Source organism: Streptomyces sp. NPDC001728 (assembly GCF_040297565.1).
Lineage (GTDB): Bacteria > Actinomycetota > Actinomycetes > Streptomycetales > Streptomycetaceae > Streptomyces.
In genome coordinates this window covers 1-7,267 of the sequence record NZ_JBEOZK010000043.1, presented here as the reverse complement: position 1 = coordinate 7,267, position 7,267 = coordinate 1, and the positions used below count along the sequence as shown (strand labels likewise).

Sequence of the window (7,267 nt, the reverse complement as noted above, 5' to 3'; positions counted from 1 at the left end):
TCCGCTTCCACCCCGGCATCCAGCACCTCGAAACCAACGGCACCACCCGCTACCTCGAACTCGGCCCCGACGCCGTCCTCACCGCCCTCGCCCAGCAGACCCTGGACGGGCCCGCGGTCGTCCTCGCGCCCACGCTCCGCAAGAACGCACCCGAACCCACCACCCTCGCCACCGCGCTCGCCCGCCTCCACACCACGGGCCACACCCCCACCACCTGGCAGCGCCAGACCCCGGCGCCGAACGTGGAGGGCCTGCCCACCTACCCCTTCCAGCACGAGCACTACTGGCTGTCGTCGCGGCGGGCCGGCACGGACGTCACGGCCGCCGGGCTCACCGCCACGGATCACGCGCTGCTCGGCGCGGTGGTGACGCTCGCCGACACCGACCAACTTGTCCTCACCGGCCGGATCTCGCCGCGCACCCACCCCTGGCTCGCCGACCACACCATCTCCGGCACCGCACTCCTGCCCGGCACCGCCTTCACGGACCTCGCGCTCCACGCCGCCGGTCTCGCGCGGGTCCGGACGGTGGAGGACCTGACCCTGGAGTCTCCCCTCGCCCTGGGCACGGACACCGCGGTCACCCTCCAGGTGGCGGTGGAGGCGGCGGACCCGGCGGGCCGCCGGGCGATCACCGTGCACTCGCGCACGGACGAGTCGGAGCCGTGGACCCGGCACGCCTCGGGCACGCTCACGGACGCCGCGCCGGCTCCCGAGCCGATCGCATGGCCGCCGCCGGGCCGGCGGGTCGACCTCTCGGGCGCGTACGAGAGGCTCGACGCGCACGGATACTCGTACGGCCCGGCGTTCCAGGGTCTGACCGCCCTCTGGCGCGACGGCGACGAGCTCTACGCCGAGATCGCGCTCCCCGAGGGCGTCGACACCAGCGGGCACACCCTTCACCCGGCCCTGCTCGACGCCGCACTCCACCCGCTGGTCGACGGAGCCGAGGGCCTGCTGCCGTTCGCCTTCGGCGGGGTGACCCTGTACTCGACGGGTGCGACCCGGCTGCGGGTGCACGCGACCCCGTCCGCCGACGGCGGTGTCACGCTGCGTCTGGACGATCCGGCGGGCGCGCCGGTCGCGGTCGTCGAATCGCTGGTGCTGCGCCAGGCGGAGGCCGGGCGGCTCGCGGACGGTGCCCGCCGTCAGCCGCTGTTCACGGTCGAATGGCAGCCGTCCGTGGCCGCCGAAGCGGCAGGCCACGAGGACCGCGAGGACCGTGAGCAGCGGGTGGTGCTCGGTGCTTCGCCCGAGGCCGGGGAACTCGCCGCCGTGCTCGGCGCCGAGATCTACGCGTCGCTGGACGCCCTGCGAACGGCTCTGGACGCCGGCACGGCGACCGTGCCCGGGCTCGTCGTGCACGCGGCCGTGACGACCGGCTCCGGCCCGGCCTTCCCGCCCGCCGAGGCCCGCGGGATCGCGCACGAGGCCCTGGCGGCGGTGCAGGCGCTGCTGGACGACGAGCGGCTCGCGGACACCCGGATGCTGGTCGTCACACGGGACGCCGTGGGCACCACCGCGCAGGCCCCGGCCGTGGGCATGACCCCCGAGGTGACGGCGCGGGGACTGGTCGCCGCACCGCTGTGGGGCCTGCTGCGTTCGGCGCAGTCCGAGTACCCCGGTCGCTTCGCGCTCGTCGACGTCGACGGAGCCGCCGACTCGTGGCAGCGGCTGCGGACCGTGATCGCGGGCGGGGAGCCGCAGAGCGCGGTCCGCGCGGGCGAGATCCGGGTCCCCCGACTGGCCCGGGTCGAAGAGGACACGCGGACCGAAGCGGACTCCAGGATCGAAGAGGGCACGCGGGCAGAGGACGACGCGCCGACCGCCTCCCCCGCACCCCCCGCCGCCGACGGCACCGTCCTCATCACCGGCGCCTTCGGGCGGCTCGGCCGGCTGCTCGCCGAGCACCTGGTCGTCCGGCACGGCGTACGGCATCTGCTGCTCACCAGCCGGCGCGGCCCCGAGGCACCCGGTGCGGACGAGCTCGTCGCCCGGCTCGCCGATTCGGGTGCCGAGGCGCGGGTCGTGGCCTGCGACACCGCCGACCGGGAGGCGCTCGCCGCGCTGGTCGCGTCGGTGCCCGCCGAGCACCCGCTGACCGCCGTCGTGCACACGGCCGGTGTCCTCGACGACGGCGTGGTGACCGCGCTGACGGCGGAGCGGCTCGACACCGTGGTACGCCCGAAGGCGGAGGCCGCCTTCCACCTCCACGAGCTGACCGCGGACCTGGACCTGGCGGCGTTCGTCGTCTACTCCTCGGTGTCGGGTCTGATCGGCGCGGCCGGTCAGGCGAACTACGCCGCCGCGAACACCTTCCTCGACGCACTCGCCCACCACCGCCACGCGCTCGGTCTTCCGGCGACCGCGCTGGCGTGGGGCCTGTGGGGCGAGGGCGGCATGGGCGAGAAGCTCGGCGGCTCCGACCTGGCCCGGATGGCCCGGTCCGGAGTGGTGGCGATGACGGAGGCCGAGGGCCTCGCGCTGTTCGACGCGGCCTTGGGCCGTCCGGAACCGCTGCTCGTGCCCGCGCGGCTCGATCTGGCGGCGGTACGGTCGCGGGCGGCGGCCGACGGCGTGCCGCCGCTGCTGCGCGGCCTGGTCCGCGCGCCGCTGCGGCGGGTCGCCGCCGCAGCGCCGGCCGGTGGCGGCGGTCTCGCCGCGGAGCTCACCGGTCTCGACGAGGCCGGGCAGCTCCGCAGGATCACGGAACTGGTGCGGGAGCAGGCGGCGGCGGTGCTCGGTCACGCGTCGGCGTCGGCCGTCGAGGTCACCACCGGGTTCAAGGACCTCGGCTTCGACTCACTGAGCGCGGTGGAGCTGCGCAACCGGATCAACACGGCGACGGGGCTGCGGCTTTCGGCCACCCTGGTCTTCGACTATCCCTCGCCGCAGGCCCTGGTGGCGCATCTGCGGGAGCGGCTCACCTCCTCCGGGGCCCCGGGTGCTTCCGGCGGTTCCGCGCTCGCCCCGGTGACGCGGGCCGTGGCCGGGACCGGGGCGGACGACGCGTACGAGCCGATCGCGATCGTCGGCATGGCCTGCCGCTTCCCGGGCGGGGTGGCCTCGCCCGAGGATCTGTGGCGGCTGGTGAGCGAGGGCACGGACGCGATCGGGCCGTTCCCCGAGAACCGCGACTGGGATCTGGAGAACCTGTACGACCCGGATCCGGAGGCGGTCGGCAGGTCCAGTACGGACCAGGGCGGATTCCTCTACCGCGCGGGCGAGTTCGACGCCGAGTTCTTCGGCATCAGCCCGCGCGAGGCGACGGCCATGGACCCGCAGCAGCGGCTGCTCCTGGAGACGGCCTGGGAGACCCTCGAACGCGCCGGGATCGACCCGGGCGAGGTGCGGGGCAGCGACACGGGTGTGTTCGCGGGCACGATGTACCACGACTACGCGCCGCATGTGCAGCACATGCCGCACGAGCTCGAAGGCATCCTCCTGACGGGGACGCTCGGGAGTGTGGTGTCGGGCCGTATCGCCTACACCTACGGTCTGGAGGGTCCGGCGATCACCGTGGACACGGCGTGCTCGTCGTCGCTGGTGGCGCTGCACCTGGCCGCGCAGTCGCTGCGGCAGGGGGAGTGCTCGCTCGCCCTGGCGGGCGGCGCGACGGTGATGGCGACTCCGGGCACCTTCGTGGAGTTCAGCCGGCAGCGCGGTCTCTCGCCGGACGGCCGCTGCAAGTCGTTCTCGAGTGCAGCCGACGGCACGGGCTGGAGCGAGGGCGTGGGGCTGCTGCTCCTGGAGCGGCTGTCCGACGCGCGCCGCAACGGGCACCAGGTGCTCGCGGTCGTACGGGGCACGGCGACGAACCAGGACGGCGCGAGCAACGGTCTGACCGCGCCGAACGGACCCTCGCAGGAGCGCGTGATCCGTCAGGCCCTCGCCAACGCACGCCTGACGGCCGCCCAGGTCGACGCGGTCGAGGCCCACGGCACCGGCACCCGGCTCGGCGACCCGATCGAGGCGCAGGCGCTCATCAACACCTACGGCATGGAGCGCGACGCCGAACACCCGCTCTGGCTCGGCTCGTTGAAGTCCAACATCGGACACTCGCAGGCAGCGGCCGGTGTCGGCGGCGTCATCAAGATGATCATGGCGATGCGGAACGGGGTGCTGCCCCGGACCCTGCACGCGGAGGACCCGACGGACCACGTCGACTGGTCCGACGGCACCGTACGGCTGCTCACGGAGAACCGTCCCTGGCAGCCGGCCGACCGGGAGCCGCGCCGCGCGGGCATCTCGTCCTTCGGCATCAGCGGCACCAACGCCCACGTGATCATCGAGCAGGCACCGGCAGAGACCGGAGCCGTCGAAGTGGAAGAACTCCCTTACCTGCCGTGGCTGTTGTCGGCGAAGACCGGCGAGGGACTCAGGAACCAGGCCCGCCTGCTCCACACGTACGCCACCGAGCACCCCGAGGTACCGGTCCGGCAGGTCGCGGGCGCGCTCGCCGCCCGCGCCCGCTTCGACCACCGCGCCGTCGTCGAAACCGACGACCGGGACGCGCTGCTCACCGCCCTCGCCGCCCTCGCCGAGGACGCCGAGGCACCGGGTCTGACCACGGGGACCGCGCTCAGCGGCGGCACCGCGTTCCTGTTCACCGGTCAGGGCAGCCAGCGGCTCGGCATGGGACGCGAACTCCACGCTGCCGAACCGGTGTTCGCCGCCGCACTCGACGAGGCGCTGGCGGCGCTCGACCGGCATCTCGACCGGCCGCTGCGGGAGGTGATGTGGGGCGAGGACGCGGAGCTCCTGAACCGTACCGAGTACACCCAGCCGGCCCTTTTCGCCCTGCAGACCGCGCTCTACCGGGCCCTTGAGCACCGGGGCGTCGTCCCCGACCAGCTGGCGGGGCACTCCATCGGCGAGATCGCCGCCGCGCACGCCGCCGGCGTCCTCGGTCTGGACGACGCGGCCCGGCTCGTCACGGTCCGCGGCCGGCTGATGCAGGCGCTGCCGACCGGCGGCGCGATGATCGCCGTCCAGGCGACCGAGGAGGAGGTGCTGCCGCACCTCACCACGGGTCTGTCCGTCGCCGCGCTCAACGCCCCGGACTCCACCGTGGTCTCGGGCGCAGAGGAGGACGCGCTGGCGGTGCGCGACGCGTTCGCCGCGCTCGGCCGGCGCACCACCCGGCTCAAGGTCAGCCACGCCTTCCACTCACCGCTCATGGAGCCGATGCTCCGCGAGTTCGGGGAGGCCGTCGCGGGGATCCGTTTCCGGGAGCCCTCGATCCCGCTCGTGATGAGCGGCGACCCCACGACCGCCGCGCACTGGACGGCCCACATCCGCGACACGGTCCGCTTCACCGACCATGTCCGCGTCCTGGAGGAGCGCGGCGTCGTGCGGTACGTCGAGCTCGGCCCGGACGCGATCCTGACGGCCCTGGCCCGGCAGTCGCTGTCCGGTCCCGCCGTGCTCGCCCCGGCCCTGCGCCGCGGCGGCGACGAGGCCGCCACCTTCGGCGCGGCCCTGGCCCGGCTGCACGTCGGCGGGCTCTCCCCCACGAACTGGCGGCCGGACCGCACCCCGGCGCATCCCGAGGACCTGCCGACCTACCCCTTCCGGCAGGACCACTTCTGGCTCACCCGCCGCGCGGAGCGGACGGGCGGCGCCGGATCCGGGCACGCGCTGCTGGACACCGCGGTCCGGCTCGCCGACGACGACGGTTTCGTGCTGACCGGGCGGCTGTCCCGGCGCGGCCACCCGTGGCTGGAGGAGCACGCCGTCGGCGGGACGGTCCTGCTGCCCGGCGCGGCCCTGGCCGACCTGGCGCTGCACGCGGCGGACCTCGCCGCGGCAGGGTCGGTCGACGACCTGACCCTGGAGGCCCCGCTGTTGCTGCCCGGGGCGGGAACCGTCGACGTCCAGCTGAGGGTCGGCGCCCCCGACGAGGCGGGCCGCAGGCCGCTCGCCGTGCACTCGCGCCCGGCGGACGTCGGCGAGGAGACCGCAGGGGGCCGGGCCGGTGATGGGTCGGACTGGGCCCGGCACGCGACCGGCACCCTCGGCGCCGGTGCGTCCGACGGCACGTCCCCGGAGCATCTCGCCTGGCCCCCGGCGGGCGAGCCGGTCGACCTCGCCGACGCGTACGACGCGCTCGCCGCCCGCGGGTACGCGTACGGGCCGATGTTCCAGGGCCTCACGGGCCTGTGGCGGGACGGCGACGACCTGTACGCCGAGGTCGCCCTGCCGGACGACGCCGAGGACGACACCACCGTGGGTCATGTGCTGCATCCCGCGCTGCTCGACGCCGCGCTGCACGCCCTGCTGGTGGCCGACCCGGAGGCGCCACCCCGGGTGCCGTTCAGCTGGTCCGGCATCTCCGCGTACGCCGAGGGTGCCCGGGCGCTGCGGGTGCGGCTGCGCAGGACGGGGCCGGACACGGCGGCCCTGACGCTGGCCGACGCGACCGGCGCGCCGGTGGCTGAGGTGGCCGAACTGGCCCTGCGCGCCGTGGACCTGAGCGCGCTCGCCGAGGCCTCGGCGGGCTCGCGCGATCCGCTCTACGTGCTGCGCTGGCGGCAGGTGCCGGCGGAGCGGCCGACGGATCCGGACGGGCCGGCCGCCTCGTGGGCGACGCTCGGCAAGGACGGCGACGCGGTGGCCGGACGGCTCGGCATCCGGGCCCGGCACGCGGACCTGGCGGGGCTGCGGGCCGCGCTGGACGCGGGCGAGACGGTGCCGTCGGTGGTCGTGCTGCCCTGGCGGGAGGACGGCGACGACGTGCTCGCCACCGCCGACGCCACGGCGGTCGACGCGCTCGCCGTGGTGCAGGAGTGGCTGTCCGACGCACGCCTCGCCGACACCAGGCTCCTCATGGTCACGAGCGGCGCCGTCGCGGCGGGTCCGGATCCCCGGGTGACCTCACCGGGCGTGTCGACGCTGTGGGGCCTGCTGCGGACCGCGCGGCAGGAGACCGAGGGCCTGTTCACCCTGGTGGACCTCCCGCCGGCCATGGGCATCGGTGGCGCCGCGGACGGGTTCGAGGGCGACTGGGCGGCGGAGGTGGAGTCGCTGCCGACCGTGGCCGCCACCGGGCGTGGCGAAGTGGCCGTACGGGGCGGCCAGTTGTTCGCCCCGACGCTGGCCCGCGCCGAGCTGGACCGCTCGGCCGAGGTGGCCTCGGGCACCGAAGGCGCGTCGACCGCGGGAGGGTTCGATCCGGAGGGGACGGTGTTGATCACCGGAGGCACCGGCGCACTCGGCAGCCTCCTCGCCCGCCACCTCGTCACCCACCACGGCGCACGCCACCTCAT

Annotated in this window: 1 protein-coding gene; it reads left to right on the top strand. The window is 75.3% G+C overall.

Annotated features, from left to right (window positions below):
• A partial coding sequence (locus tag ABT154_RS33780) for a type I polyketide synthase (RefSeq protein ID WP_351862198.1) occupies positions 1 to 7,267 on the top strand: 7,267 nt, incomplete at both ends.